Raw genomic sequence first — 26,581 nt, forward strand, 5'->3', positions numbered from 1 at the left:
GCCAGTGAACGGGACCATGGAAAATCTTCTCATTCCCCAAGCCACGTCGCCTTTGGCCGCGTGGCTTCATTATCTGGAGCACCTGCACGCCACTGCCATTGACATGGAATTGACGCGTGTTAAACAGGTTGCCGACCGTCTTCATCTGCTGCGTCCGGCCCCAACGGTGTTTACCGTCGCGGGTACCAACGGAAAAGGCACTACCTGTTGTACGCTGGAAGCCATTTTGATGGCGGCGGGTTTACGTGTCGGTGTTTACAGTTCTCCCCATCTGCTGCGTTATACCGAGCGTGTGCGCATCCAAGGCCAGGAATTGCCGGAAAGCGCGCACACTAAGGCGTTTGCCGAGATCGAGGCAGGGCGTGGCGATGTCTCATTGACCTATTTCGAGTTTGGCACCCTTGCGGCACTGCATCTGTTCAGGCAGGCAAATCTGGATGTGGTGATTCTGGAAGTCGGGTTAGGTGGGCGTCTGGATGCCACCAATATTGTGGATGCTGACGTGGCGGTGGTTACCAGTATTGCGCTCGATCATACTGACTGGTTAGGGCATGACCGCGAAAGTATTGGTCGCGAAAAGGCCGGTATCTTCCGCGGTAATACTCCTGCCGTGGTGGGTGAGCCGGATATGCCCGCCTCTATTGCTGCTGTGGCCGAAGAGAAAGGGGCATTGTTGTTCAGGCGTGGTCGTGATTGGCACTTTGCGCTGGAAGGCGACGGCTGGTATTGGCAATCGGCTGACGGAGAGCGCATGACGCTGCCGCTGCCGAACGTGCCATTGCCCAATGCTGCTACGGCGCTGGCCGCGTTGCGCCAGGGGCCGATTGATGTCTCTCTGGCGGCTGTCGAGCAGGGGTTGCGTCGCGTTGCGTTACCGGGCCGGTTCCAAACGGTGAGTGAACAGCCGAAACTGATTCTGGATGTCGCACATAATCCCCATGCAGCAGCCTATCTGGCCGGGCGATTGGCGCAGTTGCCAAAAACGGGCAAAGTACGTGCGGTGATTGGTATGCTGGCCGATAAAGATATTCCCGGTACGCTGGCGCACCTCAAGCCCGTGGTGGATGAATGGTATTGCGCCCCGTTGGAGGGGCCACGTGGTGCCAGCGTTGAATTGATAGCGGCCCACCTGGAGCGCTGCCGGTCGTTTAAGGATGTCGCGACCGCCTGGCATCAGGCGATGCAAGATGCAGATACGCAGGATACCGTCGTGGTGTGCGGATCTTTTCATACGGTAGCGCATGTGATGGAAGCGCAGGAGGAGAGGGGGTCGAATGGCAAGTAAGTTTCAAAACCGTCTGGTCGGCACCATTATTCTGGTGGCTTTGGGCGTTATTGTGCTGCCAGCGCTGCTGGACGGCAAAAAGAAACATTACGAAGATGAGTTTGCCGCGATCCCGCTGGTGCCAAAGCCGGGTGACAGTACGGAGGCCGAATCGCTGCCTTCACTGAATCAGTCGTTGCCCAGTCAGCCGCCGGAAGGGGCACAGCAGGCGATGCAAGGACAACCGGCTCAGGGCGGTGTGACTGCACCTGAGGATGATGGCACTATGCAGGTGCCGCCGAGCAGTACGCCACCGTCGTCTTCCGCACCGATAGAAATTGCCCCGCCCGCTGTGGCAGCGCGCCCGGTACCCCCTAAAGTGGACGTGAAGCCGGAAACCAAACCCAAGGCGAAGCCAGAAATTAAACCGGAAGTGAAGCCGGAAGCCGCGCCCGCAGGACAAGCCTACTTGGTACAACTGGGCGCACTGAAAAATGCGGATAAGGTGAATGAAATTGTTGCCAAGCTGCGCCTGTCGGGATACCGCGCCTACACGGTGCCGTCGACACCCGTCGCGGGGGAGATAACCCGCATTTACGTCGGGCCGGATGCGTCAAAACAGAAATTACAGTCTGCCCTCGGCGAACTGCAACAACTGAGTGGGCTGACTGGGCAGGTCAGGAACTACAGCGCACGTTAAGGGTTGCCAGAGGGCTAATTCCGCTGAGGTTGTTGGTAAAGCCTACTAAAATGGTCATCCCCGCCCACCGCGTCATTTCCGTGCAGGCGGGAATCTTTTGCAGAAGTCACGTCTGCTTCTGTGGGAGATCCTCCGCTTACGCGGAGGATGACGAGGAAGAAAAGTGACTTTGTCAGTACGCCGCCAGCAAATTCACCTATCGGTGAAATCGTTGGGAAATAGGCTACGCAAACGTTTTCTTTTTCTGTTAGAATGCGCCGCGAACAGGATGATGAGCGGCGCTACGCTCTCTTGAGCTGGCGGTAATTACTGCTGGTGTGAGAGAGATTGTGTTGGCATCGTTCGTGAGTGAGAGAATTCATGGTTTGGGTTGATTACGTCATCATTGGCATTATTGGTTTCTCAGCGCTGGTCAGTTTGATCCGGGGCTTTGTTCGTGAGGCGCTTTCGCTGATCACCTGGGGCAGTGCATTCTTTGTTGCCAGCCATTATTACCCATACCTGTCGGTCTATTTCACGCGTGTTGAAGACGAGCTGGTGCGCAACGGGCTTGCCATCGCCATTCTGTTTATTGCGACATTGATTGTGGGAGCGATCGTCAACTATGTGATTGGTTCACTGGTTGAACGAACCGGGCTTTCAGGCACCGACAGAGTACTGGGCATTTGCTTTGGTGCATTGCGCGGTGTGTTGATTGTCTCTGCTTTGCTGTTCTTTTTGGATACCTTTACCGGTTTTTCACAAAGCGACGACTGGAAACGGTCTCAGCTTATCCCGCAGTTTAGCTATATCATCAGGTGGTTTTTCGACTACCTGCAAAGCACGTCAAGTTTCTTACCGCAGCACATAGAGCTGCGGTAGCGCTGATGAGGAAAAGACAACATGTGCGGTATTGTCGGTATTGCCGGTTTTACACCGGTAAACCAGTCGATTTATGACGCGTTAACGGTGTTACAGCATCGTGGACAAGATGCCGCAGGCATCGTCACCATCGACCCCATGAACTGCTTCCGCCTGCGTAAGGCGAACGGCCTGGTGAAGGACGTATTCGAGGCGCGTCACATGCAGCGCCTGCAAGGCAATATGGGCGTGGGGCATGTGCGTTATCCTACCGCAGGCAGCTCCAGCGCATCGGAGGCCCAGCCGTTTTATGTCAATTCCCCGTTTGGCATCACGCTGGCGCACAACGGTAACCTGACCAACGCTCATGAACTGCGCAAACAGCTGTTTGAGCAAGGGCGTCGCCACGTTAACACCACCTCAGATTCCGAGATTCTGCTCAATATCTTTGCCTGCGAGTTGGATCGTTTCCAACACTACCCGCTGGATGCCGACAACGTGTTTGCCGCCGTTGCCGCCACTCATAAAATGATTAGCGGTGCCTATGCGTGCGTTGGGATGATCATCGGGCACGGTTTGTTCGCTTTCCGCGATCCAAACGGTATCCGTCCGTTGGTGATCGGCAAGCGCGAACTGGCCGATGGCCGCATCGATTATATGGTGGCCTCGGAAAGCGTGGCGCTTGATACCCTTGGCTTTGAGTTCTTGCGTGACGTAGCGCCGGGAGAGGCGGTTTACATCACTGAGAAAGGGCAATTGTTTACGCGCCAGTGCGCCGAGAACCCGAAAAGCAATCCATGCCTGTTCGAGTATGTCTATTTTGCTCGCCCGGACTCTTTTATCGACAAAATTTCGGTCTACAGCGCCCGCGTGCGCATGGGCCAAAAGCTGGGCGATAAGATTGCCCGCGTGTGGGAAGATCTGGATATCGATGTGGTAATTCCTATCCCGGAAACCTCCTGCGATATCGCCTTGGAGATTGCGCGCATTATCGATAAGCCGTACCGCCAGGGCTTTGTGAAAAACCGCTATGTTGGCCGTACCTTTATCATGCCGGGTCAGGAACAGCGTAAAAACTCGGTGCGCCGCAAACTGAACGCCAACCGCGCCGAGTTCCGTGACAAAAACGTGCTATTGGTGGATGACTCCATCGTGCGCGGCACCACCTCGGAGCAAATTGTCGAGATGGCGCGTGAAGCGGGTGCACGCCGCGTTTATCTGGCCTCTGCCGCGCCGGAAATTCGTTTCCCCAACGTGTATGGTATTGATATGCCGAGCGCCAATGAGCTGATTGCCCATGGCCGCGAAGTGGAAGAAATTCGCAAGATTATCGGTGCTGATGCCCTGATTTTCCAGGATCTCGACGATCTGATCGCCGCTGCTCGGGAAGAAAACCCGGATATCGTGCAGTTTGAATGCTCGGTATTTAACGGTATCTACGTGACCAAAGATGTCGATCAGGGTTATCTCGACTATCTGGAAGGGCTGCGTAATGACGATGCCAAAGCGTTGCGCAGCCAGAACGAAGTCGAAGATCTGGAGCTGCATAACGAAGGCTGATGTCATTCAAGGCGAAAGCTGGGGATCCCTGTGCGAAGAAACAGGTTCCTTCTGTAAGAGATTCCCGCCTGCGCGGGAATGACTGACTTGTGAGCAACATCAGAGGGAGGTGCGTAAGCGTCTCCCTTTGTTGCTTATTGAGCGGGGATAAGGCAAAGTCTGCCCGTAATCCTTTTTGCACAGCAGCATCTCGAGGTTTGGCATGAAACGACTCATCATTGGACTTTCCGGTGCCAGCGGCGCGGTTTATTGCGTGCGCCTGTTACAGGTGTTACAACCGTTGGACGACGTGGAAACCCATTTGATCATGAGCCCGGCCGCCCGACAAACGCTGACGCTGGAGAGTGATTTCAGCGTACGCGATGTGCAGGCATTGGCGGACGTGGTGCATGACAGTCGTGACATTGCGGCCTCGCTGTCGTCCGGTTCATTTCGTACCGCGGGAATGGTAATTCTCCCTTGTTCCATCAAAACCCTTTCAGGGATTGTGCACAGCTACAGTGATAACTTATTGATTCGTGTCGCAGACGTAATATTAAAAGAGCGTCGCCCGTTAGTGTTGTGCGTGCGTGAAACCCCGTTGCACCTCGGGCACCTGCGCCTGATGACTGCAGCCGCAGAAATGGGAGCAGTGATCATGCCGCCCGTTCCCGCGTTTTATCACCGTCCGCAAACCTTGCAAGACGTGGTGGATCAAACGGTCAACCGTGTACTCGATCAGTTTGATATTACGTTGCCTGAAGCTCTGTTCACACGCTGGCAGGGCAGTTAACGCCGCCCAACCGTAAAAACACACCAATCAGGTGCAATTCCTCTCATCTTTTCCCTCGCTTTCTTGCCTGTCTGCGCAAGGTTTGCACTACGCTTAAGCGATGATGCGTTGTTATGGTGCAAATGTTGATTGATTTGCACCAAAATGTTGCCAGGGAAGCGCGCCGTCTCTTTCCTGATCAACACACTCATCATCACCTGATCTTGTAGTGGTCAACTAATATTGGCCACCGCATTAGACTGTATGTAGAACAGTCGCTCAGATTCGTTTGGAGTTAAGCCGCCGTTATACCAGTGAGGCCGGATAGCGCTGTAATACCCCGTGATGTAGCGGATAATCGCGTCCTGGGCTTCGCTGAAGCTGTTGTAACCCTTTGTCGGCACCCATTCTGTCTTCAGGCTGCGGAAGAACCGCTCCATTGGCGCATTATCCCAGCAGTTACCCCGCCGACTCATACTCTGCTTTATCCGGCAGCGCCACAGGGCTTGCCGGTATTGACGGCTGGTATAGTGGCTGCCCTGGTCGCTGTGGAACATGACTCCTGTTGGTTGTCCCCGGAGTTCCCAGGCCATCTGCAACGCTTTAACTGTCAGCGCCGAGTCCGGCGACGTCGACATGGCCCAGCCCACCGGTTTGCGGGCGAACAGGTCTAGCACCACCGCAAGGTAAGCCCAGCATTTGCCCGTCCAGATGTAGGTCACATCGCCGCACCAGACCTGATCCGGCGCGGTAACCGCGAACTGGCGGTTGAGATAGTTCGGTATTTCAACGTGTTCATTGCCGCCGCGTTTGTATTTGTGAGCCGGTCGCTGGCAGCTGGCGATACCCAGCTCCTTCATCAGCTTGCCAGCCAGCCAGCGCCCCATTTTGACACCAGAGCTGCCGGTGACGATGGTCGCGATACTTCGAGCGCCGGCAGAGCCGCCGCTGGCGTTCCAGGCTTCCATGACGCGACTACACTTAACCACGCGCTCACCGTCGGGTTCATTAGCGGAAGCCTGCCAGTGCCTGTAGCTGCTGCGATGTACCTCAAAAGTTTGGCACAACGCCGTGACCGGGTATCGCGCCCTCAGCCTGTCGACTACCGTGAACCGTTGAGTGAGTCCGACATTAAGAGCGCCGTAGCCTTTTTTAGGATTTCGTTCTCCATTTCAAGGCATTGGACTTTTTTCTTCATCTCACGCAGCTCGAGCTGTTCAGGGGTAAGAGGAAGTCCCGTTGGCGTTTTTCCCTGTCGTTCAAGGCGAAGCTTATTGACCCAGCGACTAATGGCAGAATGGCTGACATTAACCGCCTCTGCGGCCTTAACGTATGTGTAGCCGTGGTCGACAACCAGCTTTGCGGCTTCGAGCTTAAATTCCGCCGTAAAATGTTTACCCATGAGGTCACCTGTCGTGTTGATGAGGTGAGCATATCACCTCCGATCAGGTGGCCAGTATCAGTGTGCCACTACAGCTCGCTAATGGCGACGGAGCGGGTACTCGATATTTTTACCCGCAGCGGCGCCGAGTGGCTGATTCTTTTGGGGGATTTCCTCAATCACGGCCCGCGCAATCCACTGCCGGAGGCTTATCAGCCTGCCTATGTGGCGAGCCGATTGAATGCGTTTGCCCGTCAAATTGTGGCGGTGCGCGGTAACTGTGATAGCGAAGTGGATCAGATGCTGCTCGACTTTCCGATCACAGCACCGTGGCAGCAGGTGCTGTTGCCGCAGCAGCGTCTTTTCCTGAGCACGGTCATCTCTACCATCCTCAGCATCTTCCGCCGTTGCAGGCAGGCGATGTGCTGGTGTATGGGCACACCCACCTTCCCGTGGCTGAGCGTCAGGGGGAGATCTACTGCTTTAATCCGGGCTCTGTCAGCTTGCCAAAGGGGGGCAATGTGCCCAGCTATGGCATGTTGTCACAGGGGGAGCTTCAAGTTTTACCGTTAATGGGTGGCGAGCCTATTGCACAGGTGACTATTAGTCACTAAGTTATCAACGATCTTGCACGACTAACGCTTAGTACGTTTAAAACAGACGCGCGTCGCAACGCGCCAATACTGAAGGGTTCAGAGGATGGTGGAGCAAAGTCAAGCGGCAGGGACCGAGTGGGTGGATATTGTTGACGAGAACAATGACGTTATCGCCCAGGCCTGCCGCCAACAAATGCGCTCTCAACGTTTACGTCACCGCGCCACCTATATCGTTGTTCATGACGGCATGGGAAAAATACTGGTTCAACGCCGTACCGAAACAAAAGATTTCTACCCTGGTTGGTTGGATGCGACAGCCGGGGGAGTAGTGCAAACCGGCGAGCACATGCTCGAGTCGGCCCGTCGTGAAGCGGAAGAGGAACTGGGCATTGCCGGTGTGCCTTTTGCCGATCATGGCCTGTTCTATTTTGACGGTGACAATTGTCGTGTCTGGGGGGCGTTATTCAGTTGCGTTACCCACGGCCCGTTTGCCTTGCAGGAAGAGGAAGTGGCCGAGGTGTGCTGGATGACACCGCAGGAGGTCACGGCACGCTGCGATGAGTTCACGCCGGATTCGCTCAAAGCCCTGTCGCTGTGGATGAGCCGTTACAACGAGCAAAGCTACGGCAAACCCATTACGCGTGACCCAGTGAAAACCGATGATGAGGTTGCCGCATCGGACGACGCTGAAGAGTAATTGGATTAGGCTGTGCTGCGGGGCTATCAGTGGTGGCCCGCAGCACAGACCATTATGCGGCAACGACAGCCTGTCGCGAGCCGGGACACACCAGTTGACGGCTCTTGATGTGGTACATCTCCAGATCCTCACGCAGGAAGAATGCCATCTCCCACGGATTTTTGTGAATGAACGCCTCGCGTACCTGTTCGAACAGCGGATTGTGTGGCGGGATCAGATAGGCATTCGCCCTCAATCAAGGTGTAGTTCCACTCAATAGCGCGTTCAAAGGTGTAGTGTGAGCGTTCATCCATCGCAAAGAAACAGTGTGGGTTGCGTTTGAATTGCCGGGATTTGAACGTCTCAGGGAAGGTGATAAGAAACACATCATTGTCCACCGAAGAGAGAAACGCCAGAACCGTGGTATGGGGTTGCTCTTGCGCCATAGTGACCAGCACGCCTACCTTGTTTTTGAAATCATGGTGTTCCGTCTCTGGCAACCCATTAAGTGGCGTAAACGCCACCGCGCGTTCTTCCCGCGTATCCTGAGGATAGCGATAGTCTGGTGCGCGGATATCCAGTACGCAGCTAAGCCCATACATCACCTGGCACTCACGCGGCTCCAGCAGCACCCAATCTTCATCCACCTCCGCCACGCGCCCTTTGTAAGAGGCGCGATAAACGAAAATGTTGGCATCAAATTGATCCACTCCGGTGCGATTATCAAGATGCAGTGTGGCGAAATCACCGACGGCCAGCGCGTGGCCTTTAGGGAAGAAAACCCGCAGTGCATTGTTAGTGCGCGGGTAGACGCCGCAAATGTGCATCACCACCTTTCCCTGCTGGTAGCAGGCTAAAACCCCCAGCGTCTGCTTGCCGAGACAGTGAACCAGATTCATGCTGTGCGTTCCTTACGAAGTGAATAGCGAAGCGCTAATATGTTGTTTTTCTGTTTATTTCGAGATTATTTGTCTGCGTGTACGCTGTCAATAGACCTTACCATGAAAACCGACTGGCCGATAATCATCGGGTTACACTAGGCTGTGTCCCTTAATCCCATGAGTTATACTAACTGTTTGTTTCTACATCATTTTGAACTATGGCTCGCTACGACCTTCCCGATGAAGCATGGGCTATCATCCAGCCCTTACTCCCTGCTGAACCAGCAACACCACAGGCCGGACGCCCATGGGCTGAGCATCGCATGATTATCAATGGCATGTTCTGGGGGCTGTGCTCTGGTGCCCCATGGCGTGATTTACCTGAGCGATACGGCCCATGGAAAACCGTTTATAACCGCTTTAACCGATGGTCAAAATCGGGAGTCATTAACATTATTTTCAATAAGTTACTTTCATCACTTGATGCCCATGGCCTCGTGGACTGGTCAGCGACTGCGCTGGATGGTAGCAATATCAGGGCGCTGAAATGTGCTGCCGGTGCTCAAAAAAACATCCCGATATCACCGGAGATAATGGGCTGGGTCGCTCTCGAGGTGGTTTTGGCACCAAAATCCATATGGCTACAGACGGAAGTGGTCTTCCGTTAAACATCGTGTTGAGCCCCGGTCAGGCTCATGAAAGTCAGTTTGCACTACGTCTTTTGGACGGTATTGGTGTTCAACGCCAGAACGGCAGTATGAAACGCCGTGGTCATGCGGTACTCGCTGACAAGGCGTACTCCGGGCATGTATTACGTAACGAGCTGAAAAACAGAGGTATAAAAACTGTCATCCCCCGAAAATCCACTGAAAAAATGGCGGTGGATGGTCGTTCAAAGCTCGATCGTGACGCCTACCGCAATCGGAACGTTGTTGAGCGGTGCTTTGGCCTTCTGAAAGAATACCGTCGCATTGCGACACGTTACGACAAAACGGCGAGGAATTATCTGGCAATGTTGAAACTGGGCTGCATCCGCCTGTTTTACCAGAGGTTATGTAATTAAGGGACACTGCCTAGATATATCGGTCAAATAAAAGGAAATGTAATGAACGCATCCCACCTCTTTAAGCGCGGAGCAGAATGATGGTTGAAAGAGTGAAGTCGGCAGGTGTGGAGCCTCGCAGATTTCCGGCATCATGGTGCCCAATACGGGATGCATAAAGCTCCCTCAGACTGGAGACTCCACAGCATGAAATATACACCGGTTGGCGTTGATATCGCAAAGCATCTGATTCAGGTTCACTTCGTCAATGAGCACACAGGTGAAGTGGTGGACAAGCAGCTGCGCAGCAAGGATTTTCTGACGTTCTTCAGTAACCGGGAGCCTTGCCTGATTGGCATGGAGGCCTGTGGAGGCTCTCAGCACTGGGCCCGGGAACTGGAAAAGCTGGGGCATAAAGTCCGGCTGATGCAGGGACGGTTCGTCAAGGCGTTCGTCATGGGCAACAAGAATGATGTCATGGATGCCCGCGCTATCTGGATGGCGGTACAGCAGCCAGGCAAGGCGATAGCCGTAAAAACGGAAGAACAGCAATCGGTACTGGTTCTGCACCGTTCACGCAGACAACTGGTGAAGTTCAGAACTGCACAGATTAACGCGCTGCACGGAACATTACTGGAGTTTGGCGAAACCATCCATAAAGGTCGGGCAGCGATGGACAGGGAGCTACCGGCTGCACTGGAGCGGCTGAAAACGAAGCTGCCGCCGTATCTCATCACCGTGCTGGAAGACCAGTACAACAGACTGAATGAGCTGGACATGCTGATAGATGGCCTTGAAAAACAGCTTAACAGCGTGGCCCGGCAGAACGAAACCTGTAAACGGCTGATGGAAATTCCCGGCGTGGGGCCGTTAATCGCCACAGCGGCAGTTGCCACCATGGGGGAAGCCTCAGCGTTTAAATCCGGCAGACAGTTCGCTGCTTATGTCGGTCTGGTGCCGAAGCAGACGGGTTCCGGGGGGAAAGTTCGGCTGCTGGGGATAAGCAAACGTGGTGACACCTATCTGCGAACGCTGTTTATCCATGGGGCAAGAGCCGCTTCGTTAGTTGCTAAAGGGCCTGGGCCATGGATAACGGAACTTAAAAAACGGCGTCCGACCGGTGTGGCTATCGTGGCGATGGCAAATAAGCTGGCGCGAACTGTGTGGGCGCTAGCCGCCCATGAGCGTAAGTACGATAAAAATCATGTCAGTATCAGGCCCTATTAATCGCTGATACCGATAACTATTTACTCTTAAAAAGGGTGGATGCAAAAAGGTTGCTCTGGTGGCCAGCGTGATGACAAAGACAGGTAAGACCGGGACTCGCTAAACCTGAATGATTTTTTGAGCTTAAAGCTCGCTAAGGAAATGAGGCGTGAGTCAGCGGATTACATAGGGGCTCGCAGCTTTATGGCTGCAAAAAAGCCGGATATAAAGCTGCAACCTACCCGTCAATGTCAAAATAATGGATGCCTTGCAAACGGGATGCGTTCATATAAAATATTATGCTGGTTATCTGGGGAAGGAAAACCTCATCCAATGTGCAAGCGTTGATGTGGTGCGTCGGTGAACTTGGCTTGCAGTTTGTCAGACATGATATAGGACACCGATACGGAGGAACCAATACAGCGGCATTTTACGCGCTCAACCCTAACCTGTATTAGTCGCGACTTGATCTGACACTGGACCTTGAAAGGTTGAGAGTTACCGGTTTTGATATGGGTGTCGAATCCTTATACAAAACACGAGGTAACTCTCATGCTTCATACTAACAATCCCATCATCAAACACAAAGCCGGCCTGCTCAATCTCGCCGAAGAACTCGGTAACGTATCAAAAGCCTGTAAAATCATGGGGGTGTCACGCGACACGTTTTATCGCTATCAGGAACTGGCGGCAGAAGGCGGCATTGACGCTCTGGTTAACCAAAACCGCCGGGTTCCCAACCTGAAAAACCGTGCTGATGAAGCCACTGAACGTGCGGTTGTTGATTACGCCATTGAGTTCCCGGCTCATGGCCAGCACCGGACCAGTAATCAGCTGCGTAAAAAAGGCGTCTTCATTTCTGGCAGCGGTGTGCGCTCCATCTGGCAACGACACGATCTGGAAAACTTTCGTAAGCGCCTGAAGGCACTTGAGGAAAAAGTTGCCAGAGAAGGCATCGTACTTACTGATGCTCAAATCGCTGCACTGGAGAAGAAGGCGCACGACGACGAAGCCTGTGGTGAAATAGAGACTGCTCACCCGGGTTATCTGGGGTCGCAGGACACCTTCTACGTGGGTAATCTGAAAGGTGTTGGCCGTATCTACCAGCAGACGTTCGTGGATACGTACTCGAAAGTGGCGCACTGCAAGCTTTACACGAGTAAAGCACCGATCTCTGCCGCCGACCTGCTCAATGATCGCGTGCTGCCGTTCTACGAAGCTCAGGGGCTGCCAATGCTAAGAATACTGACGGACAGGGGGACGGAGTACTGCGGTAAAGTGGAACAACATGACTATCAGCTGTACTTGGCTATCAACGATATAGACCATACGAAAACGAAAGCGATGTCTCCGCAGACAAACGGTATCTGCGAGCGCTTCCATAAAACTATTTTGCAGGATTTTTATCAGGTTGCGTTCCGTAAGACGTTATACGAGGACCTAGAAAGTCTACAAAAGGATCTGGACAACTGGTTGTGGCATTACAATAATGAGCGAACTCATCAGGGTAAAATGTGCTGCGGGCGTACGCCAATGGCCACGTTACTTGATGGTAAACGAGTCTGGGCAGAAAAAAATCTGAACCAGATTTAATCTGACAGACACCTGTATAAATAACCGGTAACTGTCAGATCATGTCTGAGCTAATACACCTAACCGCACCGTTCCCGTGCTTCAGGACACCTCGTTATACACATCTCTGTTCGTGCCTGAGCGCGCGTAGCGTTTCGGCGGCCGTCATGACTTTCTGCAAGCCTTTCCAGATAGTTTTTGCGCCTGGTTCACCGTCGCCTTTTCGAGCAAGAAAGCCTCCGAGTTGCGCAACTAAGCGCAATACTTCGTTTAGCTTAGGGCGGCCCTTGGGCATACGCTTGTTCATCAGTAGGTAAGCGCCATGAGTCTCGTCGGAATCAAAGAACAACATTGCGTCCAGCTCTGGACAGGTTCGTCCCATACGCATTAAATAGGCGATGCGCCATGCCACGATCATGAACAGCGCCAATGCCCGCTCAATGCGATCCACGGTCGATAACTGTAACGCTTCGACACAGCAGCCGTTCTTCAGCACATTGAAGAACATCTCGATTTCCCATCTAGCCCGATACCAATCGATCAGCTCCACGATATCTTCTCGTCCTTCAGGTACGCGATTGCTCAGCAACCGCCACTCGACCGGCTTCACGCCTGCTGGCGGCTCAATTTCCTTGGCTATCACACAAGTCACTGCCAACCCGCAACGCAGCGACACTCGCTTCACGCGCAGCGCCTGTTTCACCGTACGCGCCTTCTGCCCCGCGCGAGCCGCCATAACGAATTGGATTTCTCCCACCGGCACGGTCTTTCCAACCTTCTGCCAAAGCTTCTCATTACAGTCCAGACTGCGATTATGAGTCGAGCGGATCAACCAGTCAGCCGGAGTGCCAAGGTCATCAGCGAGCTGCATCAACGCCTTGATATCCGCTTCGCGATCGGCTAAGTACACCAGACGTGTGTTTGGCAACTCCGAGGCGAGTTCAGCAACTCGCTTGTATCCCTCGAGCCAGCGCGTACTCTCCTTGAGCCCATCGCGTTTTCCGTCTGCATCCTTCGGCTCTCTTGCCCACATCCACGCATCCAGTACGCCCAACCCCACGCGATCCGGACTGACCGCGTAGGTCGGATGCAGGTACAGACCACGCCTGGCTTCGTAGTTCAAGGGACTCAAGCCCATATCGTTATACACATCTTTTGGCCATTTTTTGAACAGGATGCTCAGAACCCCGTGAATTAAGGCATTCAAGCCATCCCATTGGCTTTTTGAGGTTCAAAATGCCACTCTGAGATAAACCCGTAACTCATTGATTAAACAGTGCGTTAGAAAGATGTGTATAACGATATGACTCAAGCCTTGGATTTGCTGCCCGTTGAAGTCAAGCTTGGTAGTGTCTTGGATACACAGCACAACCTCGTGTTCTCGGATCCTTTCCTGCGTACGCTGCCAGTGAGGTTGCAGAATGTCTCGCCATTCGAATGCTTGGTTCTCCATGAAGCGGTAAGCACCCAGCGTCTCAGACCATCCGAGGCACACATGCGGAATGCTGGCTTGCGGATTCTCAGCCAGCCGTATCAAAAGCCCTTTGGCGCGCTTATTGAGCCTCGTGTCACCAAGATTTACCCCTTCCAGTTCTTGGTGTGCCCAGCCATCTGAATCCCGTGTCATTTTTCAGCGCCGTAAATGGCGATAGTACACGTCGGTTTCACTTCATTTACAACCCCACCGGCTGCCTATTTCAGCCCGCTAACCCTTGGCATATAAGGCGTTGCGGACTTGTGTATAACGAGGTGGCTTCAGGATGGGGATAATCTACCGCTGTGGGAAACGGGCGCTGATGTAGCCCCCTGTAACACCAGACAGTAGCTGTATCTCCAGATAAGAGATAGGCTTAGATATATGTCTAACAATCATGCTAATTTTGAAATGACCGGGATCCTGTTAGGGCAAGAAGTCCGTAAGCGTAAAACTCCGCAAGAGAAAATCGCCATCATTCAGCAGACAATGGAGCCGGGGATGAACGTCTCCCATGTAGCCCGCCTGCATGGCATCCAGCCCAGCCTTTTGTTTAAGTGGAAGAAGCAATACCAGGAAGGAAGCCTCACCGCCGTTGCGGCCGCAGAAGAAGTGGTTCCAGCTTCGGCGCTGGCGACTGCCCTCAAGCAGGTCCGGGAGCTACAGCGCCTTCTGGGTAAGAAGACGATGGAAGTTGAGATCCTCAAAGAAGCAGTGGAGTACCGCCAGTCGCGAAAATGGATAGCGCACGCGCCCTTGTTGCCAAAGGACGGGGAATAGCTCTGGTCAGCCGCGCCATGAGCGTGTCGCGTGCGCAGCTGTCACTGCGGGTTAACCGTTCTGCCGACTGGCTGGACAGGCGCAGCAACCGGCGTAATGACGAAGCTGATGCTGAGATATTATCGGACATCCTCCGTATCATCAGCGACATGCCCAGTTACGGTTACCGCCGAGTGTGGGGTATCCTGCGTAAGCAACGTCGTGCAGAGGGACTTCCACCGGTGAACGCCAAACGGCTTTACAGGATAATGAGCGAGCATAACCTGCTGTTGTTGCATGATAAAACTGAACGTCCGAAGCGGGAGCATAAAGGCAAAATCGCGGTAGCAGAGAGCGATATGCGCTGGTGCTCAGATGGCTTCGAGTTCGGTTGTGACAACGGCGAGAAGCTGCGGGTGACGTTCGCACTGGACTGCTGCGACCGGGAGGCCATAGACTGGGCAGCGAGCACCAGGGGTTATGACAGTTCAACCGTGCAGGATGTGATGCTGAGGTCGGTGGAAAAACGCTTCGGTAGCGCGCTGCCGGATAAACCAGTGCAATGGCTGACGGATAATGGTTCAGCGTACACAGCGCATGAAACGCGGAAGTTCGCCAGAGAACTGAATCTGGAGCCCTGCACAACAGCAGTGAGCAGTCCACAGAGTAACGGCATGGCAGAACGGTTCGTGAAGACGATGAAGGAAGATTACATCGCCTTCATGCCAAAACCCGATGTGCGAACAGCGCTGAAGAATCTTGCAGCGGCGTTCAATCATTACAATGAAAACCATCCGCACAGTGCGCTGGGATACAACTCCCCAAGAGAATATCGGCGCCAGCGGGCATCGTTAACTTAAGATACAAAAGCTGTCCGGAGATGGTGGGTCAAGATCAGTGGGAAACGGGCGCTATCCTGCGATATTTAGCGAACCGCTACGCAACGGGCGGTTTCTGGCCCGAGGATTTATTAGCAAGAACGGAAGTGGATCGCTGGGCTGAATGGGCAAAATTGAATATTGCGCTTGGATTTACTGCCCCTGTGTTTTTGCGTGTGGTGCGTACACCAGAGGCTGAGCGTGACCTTCGTGCGATCGATACTGCTGTTAACGCTTTTGAGCAAAAGTTCGACATCGCCGAGCAGCAGCTTGCCAGACACCCATTTTTAGCTGGGGACGCATTTTCACTGGCTGATATTCAGTTTGGCCATGTGCTGTATCGTTACTACGATATTGGGATCAATCGTAAGCCTTTACCGCATCTACGCGCTTACTATGCAAAATTAATGCAACGCCCAGCCTTTCAAAAACATGTGATGGTGTCCTACGACGAATTGCGTGCGTGAGCGGAATTGACGTAAAAAAAATCCCCCCGCAACCTGCGTTGCGAGGGGATGGTACTGAAGTGGCGTACTACCACTTCAGTGGGTTACCCTAGATTATTGCTGGGTAGCCTGAATAGCAGTCAGTGCAACGGTATAAACGATATCGTCTACCAGCGCGCCACGGGACAGATCGTTCACCGGCTTGCGCATGCCTTGCAGCATCGGCCCGATGGAGATCAGGTCAGCAGAACGTTGTACCGCTTTGTACGTGGTGTTACCGGTGTTCAGATCCGGGAAGATGAACACGGTAGCTTGACCCGCAACCGGAGAATTCGGCGCTTTGGATTTCGCTACGTCAGCCATTACTGCTGCGTCGTATTGCAGCGGACCGTCGATCACCAGATCCGGTCGTTTTTCCTGTGCCAGACGGGTTGCTTCACGCACTTTTTCCACGTCGCTGCCCGCACCAGAGTTACCGGTGGAGTAGGAGATCATGGCAACGCGCGGATCGATACCAAATGCGGCGGCGGAATCGGCGGACTGAATCGCAATTTCGGCCAGTTGCTCTGCGGTCGGATCCGGGTTGATGGCGCAGTCACCGTAGACAAACACTTGTTCCGGCAGCAGCATAAAGAACACGGAAGAAACCAGTGAACTGCCCGGAGAGGTTTTGATCAACTGCAACGGCGGACGGATGGTGTTAGCGGTAGTGTGAACGGCACCGGAAACCAGACCGTCAACTTCGCCTTGTTCCAACATCAGGGTGCCCAGCACCACGTTGTCTTCCAGTTGCTCACGCGCGACCACTTCGGTCATGCCTTTGCTCTTACGCAGCTCAACCAGACGCGGAACATAGCGTTCGCGAACGGCATCCGGATCGACGATTTCGATGCCTTTGCCCAGTTCAACACCCTGTGCAGCAGCAACGCGTTGGATCTCTTCCGGGTTACCCAGCAGCACGCAATGCGCAATACCACGTTCGGCACAGATAGAGGCGGCCTTCACGGTACGCGGTTCGTCGCCTTCCGGCAGCACAACGCGTTTGCCTGCCTGGCGTGCCAGTTCGGTCAACTGATAGCGGAATGCCGGTGGAGACAGACGGCGAGAACGCTCGGATGCGGCGCTCAGGGATTCGATCCACTGGCTGTCGATGTGGCGAGCCACGTAGTCTTGGACTTTCTCAACGCGTTCGCTGTCGTCAGCCGGAACTTCCAGGCTGAAGCTTTGCAGGCTGAGTGAGGTCTGCCAGGTGTTGGTGTTCACCATAAATACTGGCAGGCCAGTCTGGAAGGCGCGTTCGCACAGTTTGGCGATGCTGGCATCGATTTCATAACCGCCGGTCAGCAGCACGGCACCGATTTCAACGCCGTTCATGGCAGCCAGACAAGCGGAAACCAGGACGTCAGGACGATCCGCAGAGGTTACCAGCAGGGAGCCCGGACGGAAATGTTCCAACATGTGCGGAATGCTGCGCGCGCAGAAGGTCACGGTTTTCACACGACGGGTCTGAATTTCGCCTTCGTTGATGATGCGGGCATTCAGGTGTTTTGCCATGTCGATCGCGCGAGTAGCGATCAAATCGAAGCTCCACGGCACACAGCCCAGTACCGGCAGCGGGCTGTTGGCAAACAGTTGTTTCGGATCGACGTTCGGCACGTCTGCTTTGCTGGAATCGTCGAAGATTTCAGACAAATCAGGACGGGTACGACCTTGCTCATCCACCGGAGCGTTCAGCTTGTTGATGATAACGCCGGTGATGTTTTTGTTCTTGCTGCCGCCAAAGCTGCTGCGAGCCAGTTCGATGCGCTCTTTCAACTGGTCCGGAGAGTCGTTGCCCAGTGCGATAACGAACACGATTTCGGCGTTCAGGGTTTTAGCGATTTCATAGTTCAGCGCGTTGGCAAACTGATGTTTGCGCGTCGGCACCAGACCTTCAACCAACACCACTTCTGCATCTTTGGTTTTTTCGTGGTAGTTGGCGATGATTTCTTCCATCAGCACGTCTTGCTGGTTGGAACTGAGCAGCGCTTCAACGTGGCTCATTTTCAACGGTTCAGCCGCAGTGATGGCTGAGTTGGCGCGGATGATGGTGGTGGTCTGGTCCGGCGTATTGTCGCTAGAACGCGGCTGCGCGATCGGTTTGAACACGCTCAGGCGCACGCCTTTTTGTTCCATGGAACGAATGACACCCAGGCTGACGCTTGTCAGACCAACGCTGGTGCCAGTGGGGATCAACATGATTGTACGGGACACGGCTAAACCTCTTTACGGTTGCTCGCTGAGTCAAAAACAGCTTGGTCAGAAACGACACCGTCAGCCTTGGCTGACGGTGTCGGATTACTTGTCTTACGCGGTGAGACGCAGGGCGTCTTGCGCGATAACCAACTCTTCGTTGGTCGGGATTACCAGCGCAGGGCGGCAGCCCTCTTTGCTGATGTTGCCGCCGTTGCCGAAGCGAGCAGCCAGGTTGCGTTCGTGGTCGACTTCAAAGCCCAGCAGGCCCAGTTTGTTCAGCGTCAGTTCACGTACCATGGCAGCGTTTTCTCCGATACCACCGGTGAAGATAACGGCGTCCAGACGGCCTTCCATCAGCGCACTGTAGGCACCGATGTATTTAGCCAGACGGTGGCAATACACGTCCATGGCACGTTTGGCATCCGCCTTGGTGGTGTAGTTGTCTTCAACATAGCGGCAGTCGCTGGTGACTTCAGTCAGGCCCAGCAGGCCAGATTCTTTGGTCAGCAGCTTGTTGATAGCCTCAACGCTCATGCCCAGGGAATCGTGCAGGTGGAAGATGATTGCCGGGTCGATGTCACCGCTACGGGTACCCATGACCAAACCTTCCAGCGGGGTCAGACCCATGGAGGTATCGACACACTTACCGTTACGCACTGCGGTTACGGAACCGCCGTTGCCCAGGTGGCAAGTGATCAGGTTAACTTCGTCAACCGGCTTGTTCAGCGCTTCTGCGGCCTGTTGAGTCACAAATAAGTGGCTGGTGCCGTGTGCGCCATAGCGGCGAACGTGATGCTCGGAGTACAGTTTGTACGGCAGGGCATACAGGTAGGATTCTTCCGGCATGGTCTGGTGGAATGCGGTGTCGAATACGGCAACGTTTTTGTCTGCCAGCGCCGGAAAGGATTTCAGCGCTTCGTCGATGCCAATCAGGTGAGCCGGGTTGTGCAACGGTGCGAAAGGCACGGAATCTTTGATGCCTTGCAGTACGTCGTCGTTGATCACGGCAGACTGAGTGAATTTCTCTCCGCCGTGTACGATACGGTGACCGATAGCAACCAGTTGCGCGGAGAGTTCCGGTTTCTGTGCCAGAATGGTGTTAACGATGAAGTTCAACGCTTCGCTATGTGCAGCGCCTGCGCCCAGCGCAGCTTCCTGCTTGGCACCATCCATTTTCCACTTGAGACGGGCTTCAGGAAGGTGGAAACACTCGGCCAGACCTGACAGGTACTCTTCCCCGTTAACAGCATCGATGATCGCGAACTTCAGGGATGAACTACCGCAGTTAAGAACCAGTACTAACTTACTCGACATGGAAGTACCTACTTGTTATACATGGTGAACAAATGTCAAACAGCGCGTAGCGTAGCCTAAACAGCCGCTGACATTTATGACTAACGTCATGGCACGGTGTGATTTCCCTGACATGACCATGAAAAAGCGCCGATATGGCCTATCCGCATAGCATACTGGGTAATCACTCCAATTAGTAGAACATGTGTTTTTCGATGAAGGCTCCGATGACTTTTTCGTGGATCTCGACGGAGCGCGAGAAGCAAATCGTTTTACGCGCCAGTCGTTTAATGCGGGTACGGAGCGTCAGGTTATTGCGCTCTATGCGTTGCGTGAAGATCTTGCCAGTCAGATGTTTCTGCTTCGGAACCTCTCTTGCATAGCTGCCCCAGTTGTCACTGGTAATCATGCCGATGTTGAACGGTGTCAACAGAGCCAGCAATTCACGGCAGGTCTCATCGGTTCGGGGGCCAAAAGTGTAGGCCAGAACACCGCCCGTTTTGGTATTGTAAGCGTACCAGAGCCAGTGCTGTAGCGCCTTATTGCCAACGAAGCTCCATTGCTCATCAAGTTCACAGATAAGGGCGACGTCGGCGTGAGCAACGGGAGAAGACGTTATCCTGCGGGGCGAGAGCTTTTTAAAGCCCGGATGACCGTATTGATGCCGATTTTCAACGTTCTGGCGGTATCGCGAACACCGGCACCGTTGAAGGCCATATCAACGATCTGCTCTTTGACTCCCGGCTTTCGCACTTCATAGCGGTAGGTAAGCTGGAATACACGGCGACAGCACTGACACCGGAAGCGTTCGCGCTTAGTTGGACTAAGGCCCACCTCGTTATACACAAGTCCGCAACGCCTTATATGCCAAGGGTTAGCGGGCTGAAATAGGCAGCCAGTGGGGTTGTAAATGAAGTGAAACCGACGTGTACTATCGCCATTTACGGCGCTGAAAAATGACACGGGATTCAGATGGCTGGGCACACCAAGAACTGGAAGGGGTAAATCTTGGTGACACGAGGCTCAATAAGCGTGCCAAAGGGCTTTTGATACGGCTGGCTGAGAATCCGCAAGCCAGCATTCCGCATGCGTGCCTCGGATGGTCTGAGACGCTGGGTGCTTACCGCTTCATGGAGAACCAAGCATTCGAATGGCGAGACATTCTGCAACCTCACTGGCAGCGTACGCAGGAAAGGATCCGAGAACACGAGGTTGTGCTGTGTATCCAAGACACTACCGAGCTTGACTTCAACGGGCAGCAAATCCAAGGCTTGGGTCCCTTGAACTACGAAGCCAGGCGTGGTCTGTATCTGCATCCGACCTACGCGGTCAGTCCGGATCGCGTGGGGTTGGGCGTACTGGATGCGTGGATGTGGGCAAGAGAGCCGAAGGATGCAGACGGAAAACGCGATGGGATCAAGGAGAGTACGCGCTGGCTCGAGGGATACGAGCGAGTTGCTGAACTCGCCTCGGAGTTGCCAAACACACGTCTGGTGTACTTAGCCGATCGCGAAGCGGATATCAAGGCGTTGATGCAGCTCGCTGATGACCTTGGCACTCCGGCTGACTGGTTGATCCGCTCGACTCATAATCGCAGTCTGGACTGTAATGAGAAGCTTTGGCAGAAGGTTGGAAAGACCGTGCCGGTGGGAGAAATCCAATTCGTTATGGCGGCTCGCGCGGGGCAGAAGGCGCGTACGGTGAAACAGGCGCTGCGCGTGAAGCGAGTGTCGCTGCGTTGCGGGTTGGCAGTGACTTGTGTGATAGCCAAGGAAATTGAGCCGCCAGCAGGCGTGAAGCCGGTCGAGTGGCGGTTGCTGAGCAATCGCGTACCTGAAGGACGAGAAGATATCGTGGAGCTGATCGACTGGTATCGGGCTAGATGGGAAATCGAGATGTTCTTCAATGTGCTGAAGAACGGCTGCTGTGTCGAAGCGTTACAGTTATCGACCGTGGATCGCATTGAGCGGGCATTGGCGCTGTTCATGATCGTGGCATGGCGCATCGCCTATTTAATGCGTATGGGACGAACCTGTCCAGAGCTGGACGCAATGTTGTTCTTTGATTCCGACGAGACTCATGGCGCTTACCTACTGATGAACAAGCGTATGCCCAAGGGCCGCCCTAAGCTAAACGAAGTATTGCGCTTAGTTGCGCAACTCGGAGGCTTTCTTGCTCGAAAAGGCGACGGTGAACCAGGCGCAAAAACTATCTGGAAAGGCTTGCAGAAAGTCATGACGGCCGCCGAAACGCTACGCGCGCTCAGGCACGAACAGAGATGTGTATAACGAGGTGACTAAGGCCATGTCGATAAACTTTATCTGAATGGCAGCGAGGCCAATGAACAAAAGCAGTAACCACGTGGAAACCTCAAATAGCGGCAGAATATCACAAAAGCCAACTATTTGAAGGCATTACCGTGTCGGGATCGTTCTCCGCTCGGTAAAAAAACAACCGCTCTGCCTTTATATGTAGTGGCACACTGATACTGGCCACCTGAGCGGAGGTGATATGCTCACCTCATCAACACGACAGGTGACCTCATGGGTAAACATTTTACGGTGGAATTTAAGCTCGAAGCCGCAAAGCTGGTTGTCGACCACGGCTACACATACGTTAAGGCCGCAGAGGCGGTTAATGTCAGCCATTCTGCCATTAGTCGCTGGGTCAATAAGCTTCGCCTTGAACGACAGGGAAAAACGCCAACGGGACTTCCTCTTACCCCTGAACAGCTCGAGCTGCGTGAGATGAAGAAAAAAGTCCAATGCCTTGAAATGGAGAACGAAATCCTAAAAAAGGCTACGGCGCTCTTAATGTCGGACTCACTCAACGGTTCACGGTAGTCGACAGGCTGAGGGCGCGATACCCGGTCACGGCGTTGTGCCAAACTTTTGAGGTACATCGCAGCAGCTACAGGCACTGGCAGGCTTCCGCTAATGAACCCGACGGTGAGCGCGTGGTTAAGTGTAGCCGCGTCATGGAAGCCTGGAACGCCAGCGGCGGCTCTGCCGGCGCTCGAAGTATCGCGACCATCGTCACCGGCAGCTCCGGTGTCAAAATGGGGCGCTGGCTGGCTGGCAAGCTGATGAAGGAGCTGGGTATCGCCAGCTGCCAGCGACCGGCTCACAAATACAAACGCGGCGGCAATGAACACGTTGAAATACCGAACTATCTCAACCGCCAGTTCGCGGTTACCGCGCCGGATCAGGTCTGGTGCGGCGATGTGACCTACATCTGGACGGGCAAATGCTGGGCTTACCTTGCGGTGGTGCTAGATCTGTTCGCCCGCAAACCGGTGGGCTGGGCCATGTCGACGTCGCCGGACTCGGCGCTGACAGTTAAAGCGTTGCAGATGGTCTGGGAACTCCGGGGACAACCAACAGGAGTCATGTTCCACAGCGACCAGGGCAGCCACTATACCAGCCGTCAATACCGGCAAGCCCTGTGGCGCTGCCGGATAAAGCAGAGTATGAGTCGGCGGGGTAACTGCTGGGATAATGCGCCAATGGAGCGGTTCTTCCGCAGCCTGAAGACAGAATGGGTGCCGACAAAGGGTTACAACAGCTTCAGCGAAGCCCAGGACGCGATTATCCGCTACATCACGGGGTATTACAGCGCTATCCGGCCTCACTGGTATAACGGCGGCTTAACTCCAAACGAATCTGAGCGACTGTTCTACATACAGTCTAATGCGGTGGCCAATATTAGTTGACCACTACAATACTGGAAATTATATTTTCACGCTCCGAATAAATAGCCTGACGAAAAGAAAGACTCACAGGATGCTTTATCTCCCTTTTTTTAAAAAGGGATTAGTGAAATTCTGCGGGGATATCAATGCACAATAACAGTGCAGCCGCCCGCAGCATTGCACTAAAATCGACGATCATTCTTCAAAAGGGGTAAACACAGGAGTACATTAGGCAGGTTATACTATTTCATCGCGAAATACGCTTTTCCTGAAAAAGGTTCGCTCTATCTATGATGTCTCCCATTGAGAAGTCTAAAAAGCTGGATAATGTTTGCTATGACATTCGCGGCCCGGTGCTAAAAGAAGCCAAGCGCCTGGAAGAGGAAGGAAATAAAGTACTCAAACTGAACATCGGCAACCCTGCGCCGTTTGGTTTCGATGCACCGGATGAAATTCTGGTCGATGTCATCCGCAATTTACCTACCGCGCAGGGTTACTGCGACTCCAAAGGACTTTATTCCGCGCGTAAGGCCATTGTGCAGCATTATCAACCGCGCGGAATGCGTGAAATGACACTGGAAGATGTGTATATCGGCAACGGCGTCTCCGAACTGATCGTGCAATCCATGCAAGCGTTGCTTAACACAGGCGACGAGATGCTGGTTCCTGCACCGGATTATCCGCTGTGGACCGCCTCCGTCTCGTTATCCAGCGGGCATGCGGTACACTATCTGTGTGATGAAGAAGCCGGATGGTTCCCCGACCTGGACGACATTCGCAGCAAGATCACTCCACGCACGCGCGGCATCGTGATCATTAACCCCAATAACCCTACTGGTGCCGTCTACAGCAAAGAGCTGTTGATGGAAATCGTGGAAATTGCACGCCAGCATAACCTGATTATTTTTGCTGACGAGATCTACGACAAAATTCTGTACGATGAGGCGCAACACCACTCCATCGCCGCGCTGGCACCGGATCTGCTGACGGTGACCTTTAACGGTTTATCTAAAACCTACCGGGTAGCCGGTTTCCGCCAGGGCTGGATGGTGCTGAACGGCCCGAAAAAGCATGCTAAAGGCTATATCGAAGGCTTGGAAATGCTGGCATCGATGCGTCTGTGTGCCAACGTGCCTATGCAACACGCCATCCAGACTGCGCTGGGCGGTTATCAGAGCATCAGTGAGTTCATCCACCCCTGTGGACGCTTGTATGAACAGCGTCTGCGCGCCTGGGAATTGATCAACCAGATCCCGGGCGTCTCCTGTGTCAAACCACAGGGAGCGCTTTACATGTTCCCGCGTATCGACGCCAAGCGTTTCAATATCCATGATGACCAGAAACTGGTGCTGGACCTGCTGTTGCAAGAAAAAGTGCTGCTGGTGCAAGGCACTGCATTTAACTGGCCGCATCCGGACCACGTCCGTATCGTTACGCTTCCGCGTGTAGATGAACTGGATTCCGCCATCCACAAACTGGGCCGTTTCCTGTCGCACTACCATCAGTAAGTCTCTGTTTGCATCATGCCAGCGCGCCATTTTTCACGACGCGCTGGCGTTTACATCCTTCCCGAGAGCGGCCACAATATCTGATTATGGTGCTGCCGTCTGAGAGAACATGATGAATCAGAGTCACTTTTTCGCCCATTTATCCCGTTTGAAACTGATTAGCCGCTGGCCACTGATGCGCAACGTGCGCACCGAAAACGTATCTGAGCATAGCCTTCAGGTGGCCTTTGTTGCTCACGCACTGGCGGTGATCAAAAACCGCAAATTCAATGGCAACCTGAACGCAGAACGCATCGGGATGCTGGCGATGTACCACGATGCCAGCGAGGTGCTGACCGGGGATATGCCAACCCCTATAAAATATTTCAATGCGCAGATCGCCCATGAGTACAAGAAGATAGAAAATCTGGCGCAGCGCAGCCTGATTGCCATGTTGCCGCCCGAATTACAGCAGGATTATCGCCAACTGATTGATGACAGTAGCTGTAGTGAAGAAGAGCACGCCATCGTCAAACAGGCGGATGCTCTGTGCGCTTACCTGAAATGCCTTGAAGAGCTTTCAGCCGGTAACAGCGAGTTCGCCCTTGCCAAAACTCGGCTGGAAAAGACGCTGCAACAACGCCAAAGCCCGGAGATGGACTACTTCATGGAGGTATTTATTCCGAGTTTTAGCCTGTCACTGGATGAGATTAGTCAGGGTTCCACGTTATAAGTCGATATCAGCGTACAACGCTGACGTTGATATCGGTATTTCTGTTAGTGCAGTTGAGGTTTCGTGTGCGAAAACCTGCGTGATTATCTGTACACCAAGGTGCACGCGCCCGACATGGGGCGGCTCAATCGCCGTCGCCCCATGGCCCCTGGCTTTTCGCAAGAAATTGTGCCGCTGCGCGGTCCCCTCGGCGTCCGTGTCCGCTATTCAGGCCGTCAGCGACGCGCTCCCGGCACGGCGCTGCCTTTCGCCGCGTCCATGCGGCTCACCCAGCGGCCCCGCTCACCTCGGCACAATTTTTCATGCGAATCCCAAAAAAACCAAAACCTATAATAATTAGAAGCCATATAGCCACGGCACCATGACAACACTAACAATCATCACCAGCACAGTGAACGGCACACCCACTTTGACTAAATCACCAAAGCGGTAGCCACCCGGGCCGAGCACCAGCGTATTCACCGGTGAAGAAACCGGTGTCATGAATGCCGCGGAGGCGGCGATAGCTACGATCATGGCGAAGGGATACGGCGAAACCCCCATCTGTGTTGCCGCGGCAATTGCTATCGGCGCCATCAACACGGCGGTAGCAGTGTTGGAAATAAAGAGTCCGATCGTCGCACACAACACAAACAGGCACACCAGCATCACCTGAGGCCCAGCACCCCCTGCAACGTCCATCAGGGCATTCACAATCAGCGTCACACCACCTGTCTGCTGGAGCGCCAGCGCAAAGGGCATCATCCCGACGATCAAAATCAGGCTCGGCCAATGGATCGCACGGTAAGCGCTTTCCATATCAATACAGCGAAATTTTCCCATCAGCAAACAGGCAATCAACGCAGCAATCGCATTGGGGATTTCGTCAGTCAGCATCATGGCTACCATCAGCGCCAGACAGAACAGCGCGTGCGGAGCCTGGCTCACCGCAGGCGCAACGTCATCCACTTCGGCAGGCAGATTCAACACCAGCATCACATGCTTTTGCGATTGCAGTTGGCGGATCATACGCCAGTCGCTAATCACCAGCAGGATATCGCCCAGTTGCAGCGGTTCGTCGGCCAGCAATCCGTCCATCGCCTCACCTGATCTTGACCCACCATCTCCGGACAGCTT

At 53.9% G+C, this 26,581-nt stretch carries 20 protein-coding genes and 6 pseudogenes; 17 read left to right on the forward strand and 9 right to left on the reverse strand.

The annotated features are described in order from the left end of the window. Positions 1 to 16: 16 nt before the first annotated feature. From folC to ACWWJF_RS19100, 5 genes are all read left to right on the forward strand, one after another. Positions 17 to 1,285 (forward strand): bifunctional tetrahydrofolate synthase/dihydrofolate synthase, encoded by a 1,269-nt coding sequence (gene folC / locus ACWWJF_RS19080; RefSeq protein WP_455870310.1) that lies wholly within the window; start codon positions 17 to 19, stop codon positions 1,283 to 1,285. Then, the gene (gene dedD / locus ACWWJF_RS19085; protein ID WP_455870311.1) at positions 1,275 to 1,964 is read left to right on the forward strand and encodes a cell division protein DedD; all 690 of its coding nucleotides are present in this window, start codon (positions 1,275 to 1,277) and stop codon (positions 1,962 to 1,964) included. The genes folC and dedD overlap by 11 nt, the downstream gene beginning before the upstream one ends. Positions 1,965 to 2,324: 360 nt before the next feature. Further along, positions 2,325 to 2,825, forward strand: a complete 501-nt coding sequence (cvpA, locus tag ACWWJF_RS19090; RefSeq protein ID WP_455870312.1) for a colicin V production protein — start codon at positions 2,325 to 2,327, stop codon at positions 2,823 to 2,825. 21 nt (positions 2,826 to 2,846) lie between these two features. Next, positions 2,847 to 4,364 (forward strand): amidophosphoribosyltransferase, encoded by a 1,518-nt coding sequence (gene purF, locus ACWWJF_RS19095; RefSeq protein WP_455870313.1) that lies wholly within the window; start codon positions 2,847 to 2,849, stop codon positions 4,362 to 4,364. A 202-nt stretch (positions 4,365 to 4,566) separates the two neighbouring features. After that, a complete protein-coding gene (locus tag ACWWJF_RS19100) occupies positions 4,567 to 5,136 on the forward strand; it encodes a UbiX family flavin prenyltransferase (protein ID WP_455870314.1) in 570 nt (189 codons plus the stop codon). A gap of 212 nt (positions 5,137 to 5,348) precedes the next feature. On the opposite strand, the gene ACWWJF_RS19105 is transcribed toward ACWWJF_RS19100, so the two are convergent. Next, positions 5,349 to 6,517 (reverse strand): IS3 family transposase gene (locus ACWWJF_RS19105; protein WP_455868400.1). Its coding sequence is split into 2 segments (ribosomal slippage): positions 5,349 to 6,262 and positions 6,262 to 6,517, totalling 1,170 coding nucleotides; the frame shifts between segments, so codons are not numbered across the junction. 81 nt (positions 6,518 to 6,598) lie between these two features. On the opposite strand from ACWWJF_RS19105, the pseudogene yfcE reads away from it, so the two are divergent. Continuing rightward, positions 6,599 to 7,110: pseudogene (gene yfcE / locus ACWWJF_RS19110) on the forward strand (phosphodiesterase). A gap of 85 nt (positions 7,111 to 7,195) precedes the next feature. Then, positions 7,196 to 7,789 carry an NUDIX hydrolase YfcD gene (gene yfcD, locus ACWWJF_RS19115; protein ID WP_455870315.1) on the forward strand — a complete coding sequence of 198 codons (594 nt, stop codon included), beginning with the start codon at positions 7,196 to 7,198 and terminating at the stop codon, positions 7,787 to 7,789. 52 nt (positions 7,790 to 7,841) lie between these two features. Here yfcD and ACWWJF_RS19120 read toward each other — a convergent pair. Further along, a pseudogene (locus tag ACWWJF_RS19120) lies at positions 7,842 to 8,667 on the reverse strand (hypothetical protein). Between the two features lie 200 nt (positions 8,668 to 8,867). Between ACWWJF_RS19120 and ACWWJF_RS19125 the strand changes: the two are divergent. From ACWWJF_RS19125 to ACWWJF_RS19140, 4 genes and pseudogenes are all read left to right on the forward strand, one after another. Further along, positions 8,868 to 9,712 (forward strand): IS5 family transposase gene (locus ACWWJF_RS19125; RefSeq protein ID WP_455870316.1). Its coding sequence is split into 2 segments (ribosomal slippage): positions 8,868 to 9,213 and positions 9,213 to 9,712, totalling 846 coding nucleotides; the frame shifts between segments, so codons are not numbered across the junction. 186 nt (positions 9,713 to 9,898) lie between these two features. Continuing rightward, complete coding sequence (locus ACWWJF_RS19130; RefSeq protein ID WP_455870317.1) at positions 9,899 to 10,918, forward strand: IS110 family RNA-guided transposase; 1,020 nt, start codon at positions 9,899 to 9,901, stop codon at positions 10,916 to 10,918. A 278-nt stretch (positions 10,919 to 11,196) separates the two neighbouring features. After that, positions 11,197 to 11,346, forward strand: a pseudogene (locus ACWWJF_RS19135) (glutathione S-transferase); the annotation flags it as partial. Between the two features lie 103 nt (positions 11,347 to 11,449). After that, positions 11,450 to 12,490: an IS481 family transposase gene (locus ACWWJF_RS19140; protein ID WP_455868673.1), complete on the forward strand. Its 1,041-nt coding sequence runs from the start codon at positions 11,450 to 11,452 to the stop codon at positions 12,488 to 12,490. A 94-nt stretch (positions 12,491 to 12,584) separates the two neighbouring features. Here the strand turns inward: ACWWJF_RS19140 and ACWWJF_RS19145 are convergent. Together ACWWJF_RS19145 and ACWWJF_RS19150 are read right to left on the reverse strand one after the other, a co-directional pair. Continuing rightward, positions 12,585 to 13,604 (reverse strand): annotated as a pseudogene (locus ACWWJF_RS19145) (IS4 family transposase); the annotation flags it as partial. A 96-nt stretch (positions 13,605 to 13,700) separates the two neighbouring features. After that, a complete protein-coding gene (locus ACWWJF_RS19150) occupies positions 13,701 to 14,096 on the reverse strand; it encodes an IS4/Tn5 family transposase DNA-binding protein (RefSeq protein WP_455870318.1) in 396 nt (131 codons plus the stop codon). A gap of 258 nt (positions 14,097 to 14,354) precedes the next feature. On the opposite strand from ACWWJF_RS19150, the gene ACWWJF_RS19155 reads away from it, so the two are divergent. Continuing rightward, positions 14,355 to 15,562, forward strand: a protein-coding gene (locus ACWWJF_RS19155) for an IS3 family transposase (RefSeq protein WP_455871153.1) whose coding sequence is annotated in 2 segments (ribosomal slippage) — positions 14,355 to 14,676 and positions 14,676 to 15,562 — 1,209 coding nt in all. Because the reading frame shifts where the segments join, the coding sequence is not laid out codon by codon here. 38 nt (positions 15,563 to 15,600) lie between these two features. Then, positions 15,601 to 16,047, forward strand: a pseudogene (locus ACWWJF_RS19160) (glutathione binding-like protein); the annotation flags it as partial. Positions 16,048 to 16,140: 93 nt separating this feature from the next. Here the strand turns inward: ACWWJF_RS19160 and pta are convergent. The 3 genes from pta to ACWWJF_RS19175 form a co-directional block, all read right to left on the reverse strand. Beyond that, positions 16,141 to 18,279, reverse strand: a complete 2,139-nt coding sequence (gene pta, locus ACWWJF_RS19165; RefSeq protein WP_455870319.1) for a phosphate acetyltransferase — start codon at positions 18,277 to 18,279, stop codon at positions 16,141 to 16,143. 93 nt (positions 18,280 to 18,372) lie between these two features. Beyond that, positions 18,373 to 19,575: an acetate kinase gene (gene ackA / locus ACWWJF_RS19170; protein WP_455870320.1), complete on the reverse strand. Its 1,203-nt coding sequence runs from the start codon at positions 19,573 to 19,575 to the stop codon at positions 18,373 to 18,375. 172 nt (positions 19,576 to 19,747) lie between these two features. After that, a protein-coding gene (locus tag ACWWJF_RS19175) for an IS1 family transposase (protein ID WP_455871173.1) occupies positions 19,748 to 20,418 on the reverse strand; the annotation gives its coding sequence in 2 pieces (ribosomal slippage) (positions 19,748 to 20,199 and positions 20,199 to 20,418; 672 coding nt in all). A 92-nt stretch (positions 20,419 to 20,510) separates the two neighbouring features. Between ACWWJF_RS19175 and ACWWJF_RS19180 the strand changes: the two genes are divergently transcribed. Then, positions 20,511 to 21,842 (forward strand): IS4 family transposase, encoded by a 1,332-nt coding sequence (locus ACWWJF_RS19180; RefSeq protein WP_455868936.1) that lies wholly within the window; start codon positions 20,511 to 20,513, stop codon positions 21,840 to 21,842. Here the strand turns inward: ACWWJF_RS19180 and ACWWJF_RS19185 are convergent. Then, entirely contained in the window at positions 21,817 to 21,915 is a 99-nt protein-coding gene (locus ACWWJF_RS19185; protein WP_455870321.1) for an IS1 family transposase, read from the reverse strand. The genes ACWWJF_RS19180 and ACWWJF_RS19185 overlap by 26 nt on opposite strands. 182 nt (positions 21,916 to 22,097) lie before the next feature. Here ACWWJF_RS19185 and ACWWJF_RS19190 point away from each other — a divergent pair. From ACWWJF_RS19190 to yfbR, 3 genes are all read left to right on the forward strand, one after another. Next, a protein-coding gene (locus ACWWJF_RS19190) for an IS3 family transposase (RefSeq protein ID WP_455870322.1) occupies positions 22,098 to 23,266 on the forward strand; the annotation gives its coding sequence in 2 pieces (ribosomal slippage) (positions 22,098 to 22,353 and positions 22,353 to 23,266; 1,170 coding nt in all). A 272-nt stretch (positions 23,267 to 23,538) separates the two neighbouring features. Then, positions 23,539 to 24,753 (forward strand): pyridoxal phosphate-dependent aminotransferase, encoded by a 1,215-nt coding sequence (locus tag ACWWJF_RS19195; protein ID WP_455871174.1) that lies wholly within the window; start codon positions 23,539 to 23,541, stop codon positions 24,751 to 24,753. A 112-nt stretch (positions 24,754 to 24,865) separates the two neighbouring features. Then, entirely contained in the window at positions 24,866 to 25,465 is a 600-nt protein-coding gene (gene yfbR / locus ACWWJF_RS19200) for a 5'-deoxynucleotidase (RefSeq protein ID WP_455870323.1), read from the forward strand. A gap of 336 nt (positions 25,466 to 25,801) precedes the next feature. Here the strand turns inward: yfbR and ACWWJF_RS19205 are convergent. Further along, positions 25,802 to 26,566 (reverse strand): annotated as a pseudogene (locus ACWWJF_RS19205) (SLC13 family permease); the annotation flags it as partial. Positions 26,567 to 26,581 lie beyond the last annotated feature (15 nt).

Source organism: Symbiopectobacterium sp. Eva_TO (assembly GCF_053848865.1).

What these genes read in the sequence shown, in the direction of transcription:
- folC (WP_455870310.1), top strand. Translation starts at nt 17, where the DNA reads ATGGAAAATCTTCTCATTCCCCAAGCCACGTCGCCTTTGGCCGCGTGG.
- dedD (WP_455870311.1), top strand. Translation starts at nt 1,275, where the DNA reads ATGGCAAGTAAGTTTCAAAACCGTCTGGTCGGCACCATTATTCTGGTG.
- cvpA (WP_455870312.1), top strand. Translation starts at nt 2,325, where the DNA reads ATGGTTTGGGTTGATTACGTCATCATTGGCATTATTGGTTTCTCAGCG.
- purF (WP_455870313.1), top strand. Translation starts at nt 2,847, where the DNA reads ATGTGCGGTATTGTCGGTATTGCCGGTTTTACACCGGTAAACCAGTCG.
- ACWWJF_RS19100 (WP_455870314.1), top strand. Translation starts at nt 4,567, where the DNA reads ATGAAACGACTCATCATTGGACTTTCCGGTGCCAGCGGCGCGGTTTAT.
- yfcD (WP_455870315.1), top strand. Translation starts at nt 7,196, where the DNA reads ATGGTGGAGCAAAGTCAAGCGGCAGGGACCGAGTGGGTGGATATTGTT.
- ACWWJF_RS19130 (WP_455870317.1), top strand. Translation starts at nt 9,899, where the DNA reads ATGAAATATACACCGGTTGGCGTTGATATCGCAAAGCATCTGATTCAG.
- ACWWJF_RS19140 (WP_455868673.1), top strand. Translation starts at nt 11,450, where the DNA reads ATGCTTCATACTAACAATCCCATCATCAAACACAAAGCCGGCCTGCTC.
- ACWWJF_RS19150 (WP_455870318.1), bottom strand. Translation starts at nt 14,096, where the DNA reads ATGACACGGGATTCAGATGGCTGGGCACACCAAGAACTGGAAGGGGTA.
- ackA (WP_455870320.1), bottom strand. Translation starts at nt 19,575, where the DNA reads ATGTCGAGTAAGTTAGTACTGGTTCTTAACTGCGGTAGTTCATCCCTG.
- ACWWJF_RS19180 (WP_455868936.1), top strand. Translation starts at nt 20,511, where the DNA reads ATGACACGGGATTCAGATGGCTGGGCACACCAAGAACTGGAAGGGGTA.
- ACWWJF_RS19195 (WP_455871174.1), top strand. Translation starts at nt 23,539, where the DNA reads ATGTCTCCCATTGAGAAGTCTAAAAAGCTGGATAATGTTTGCTATGAC.
- yfbR (WP_455870323.1), top strand. Translation starts at nt 24,866, where the DNA reads ATGAATCAGAGTCACTTTTTCGCCCATTTATCCCGTTTGAAACTGATT.